This is a genomic window from Bradyrhizobium valentinum, assembly GCF_001440405.1.
In the GTDB taxonomy this organism is placed as follows: domain Bacteria; phylum Pseudomonadota; class Alphaproteobacteria; order Rhizobiales; family Xanthobacteraceae; genus Bradyrhizobium; species Bradyrhizobium valentinum.
Genome location: NZ_LLXX01000116.1, coordinates 1 through 2,017 on the forward strand (window position 1 = coordinate 1; position 2,017 = coordinate 2,017).

Below are 2,017 nucleotides of genomic sequence, written 5' to 3' on the forward strand. Positions count from 1 at the left end.
GGCCGGCGCGCGTAGCGAGATCGGCGCCTGTCGGCCGCCCGGGGCGCCTGGCTGCTGCGGCGGCGCGGTGAGGCGCGCCAGTTCCTGATTTTCGGTGACCGTGTCGCCTTCGCGAACGAACAGATCGGTGACGCGGGAGCCCTCCTGATCGACGCCGACCTGGGCCTCGCGGCGTGGCACGATAAAGCCGGTGACCCGCACCATGTCGGAGAAGCAGGCATTGGTGGATTTGGTCACGACCACCAGCGCCTGGCCCGGCGTATCTTTTTCTTCGGCGCGGGGTCGGTGCTCGAACCAGTAATAGCCGACGGCCAGAACGACGACGAAGGCCGTTCCGAGCGCAGGTTTGAGGTATTCGGAGAATTTCATCGCCGGATCAATCCAGACTGGAAGTCAAATTAAACAGGGCGCATTTGGCCGGCCGATGGCCTGCAATGGAGCCCAAACGAATATGTCCGGCACGGGTGCTGCGGGACATATTGTAGCCGGAAACTATTGGTCGGCGCCACGCCCTTACTTGCAGGTCCTCATTTGGATGCGTTCGACGCCGTGGCCTTGTTTTCCATGTTTACGACCTGAACGCGGCGGTTCACTTCCGCCATCGGCTGGCTCGGATCCTTGAGCTTGCTCTTGCCGTATCCGACGGTGACGAGATCGGTGCCGTTGATGCCGTATTTGTCGACGAGATAGCGCTTGATCGCGTCGGCGCGGCGTTCGGAGAGATCCTGGTTATAGGCCTCGCCCCCGGCCGCATCGGTGTGACCCGCGACGACGAAGGTCGAGCCTTTGAGGTCATTGTTGGTGAGCGCGCGGCCGAGCGCCTGAACCGACGGCAGCGACTTGGTGCTGATATCGGCCGAGTTGTAGTCGAAGTTGATCTCCAGATCGATCTTCGGCTTGTCCTTGACGATGGCGGCGATCTCCTCGCGTTCGGCGCTCGAAAGCGACCGCGTGGAGCGACCGCGGATCTTCTGCACGAACTTGCCCTCGGCGGCGGATGCGGCCGGGTCGACGGTGGTCTGCGGACCGACTGAAAGCCCGCGGGTCAGCGGCTTCTTTTCGGGCGCCAGCGCACGGACAATCTGATCCTCGGTGACGTTCCTTTCCTGGGCCAGGGCGGTTCCCGTACCGAAGGAGAGTGCGGCGCCGAGCGTCGCAACCGAGACGATTTCGGTAAGGAATTTCGTTGCCGAGTAATGTGCCATTGCCAGTCCCCTCCTGCGGGCTTCCCGCACGGTTCCAATGTCATTCAAATGGGCTGCCGGACCTTGCTCGCAGCCGGCTGCTTTTCTTTAGTCTGGACGCACGCCTCTGGGTTCGAGGGGCGGCCAGCCTTCATCTAAAAAAACGTCACTGCACCCCGTAATCGGCGAATTCCTTGACGATATTGGGGTCCATCGCCTTCGCATTGCTAATATCCAGGTCGCCTTCCGGAATCGAGCCGTTGCGTTTCTTGGCAAGGCCGCGGCCGTACAGCGACGACGTCAATCTGGGGTTGATCTTGAGGGCCGCATCGAAATCAGCAATTGCATTCTTGTTCTGGCCGCTCTTCAGATTGACGAGGCCGCGGCTGTCGAGCGCATCGACGAAATTCGGCCGTAGCCGCAGCGCCTCGTTGCAGTCCTTCAAGGCTGCCTGCAGGTCGCCGATCACCGTGCGCGCCCAGCAGCGGTTGTTATAGGCTTCCACATCCTTCGGGTTCAGCCGCAGCGAATTGTTGAAGTCCTTGATGGCGAGCTCGTAGGCGCCCTTGCTCGCATAGACCTGCCCGCGCCGGTACAGCGCGGCCGCATCGTCAGGATTATCGTTGAGCTTTGCGGTCAGGGTCTTGATGGTCGGGTCGTCGGCGAGCGCGACCACCGTCGGGCTGGGGCTCTCTGCAGGCTTGGCCGGCGGCGGGGGCGGAGGAATCGCGGCTTCAACCGGTTTCGACGCCGCCGGAGGCGGTGGGGGTGGCGGCGGCGCAGGCGCGGCCACCTGGGGCGCAGCCGGCGCAGGTGCAGGAGTAGGTGAAGGA

The 2,017-nt window shown here is 63.0% G+C and carries 2 protein-coding genes and 1 pseudogene; all 3 read right to left on the reverse strand.

All coding sequences use genetic code 11. The annotated features are described in order from the left end of the window. A pseudogene (locus CP49_RS16995) lies at window positions 1–369 on the reverse strand (efflux RND transporter periplasmic adaptor subunit); the annotation flags it as partial. A 158-nt stretch (window positions 370–527) separates the two neighbouring features. Continuing rightward, window positions 528–1,205, reverse strand: coding sequence for an OmpA family protein (locus CP49_RS17000; RefSeq protein ID WP_057851360.1), 678 nt, complete (start codon window positions 1,203–1,205; stop codon window positions 528–530). Window positions 1,206–1,350: 145 nt separating this feature from the next. Next, a partial coding sequence (locus CP49_RS17005) for a tetratricopeptide repeat protein (RefSeq protein ID WP_156438488.1) occupies window positions 1,351–2,017 on the reverse strand: 667 nt, incomplete at its 5' end.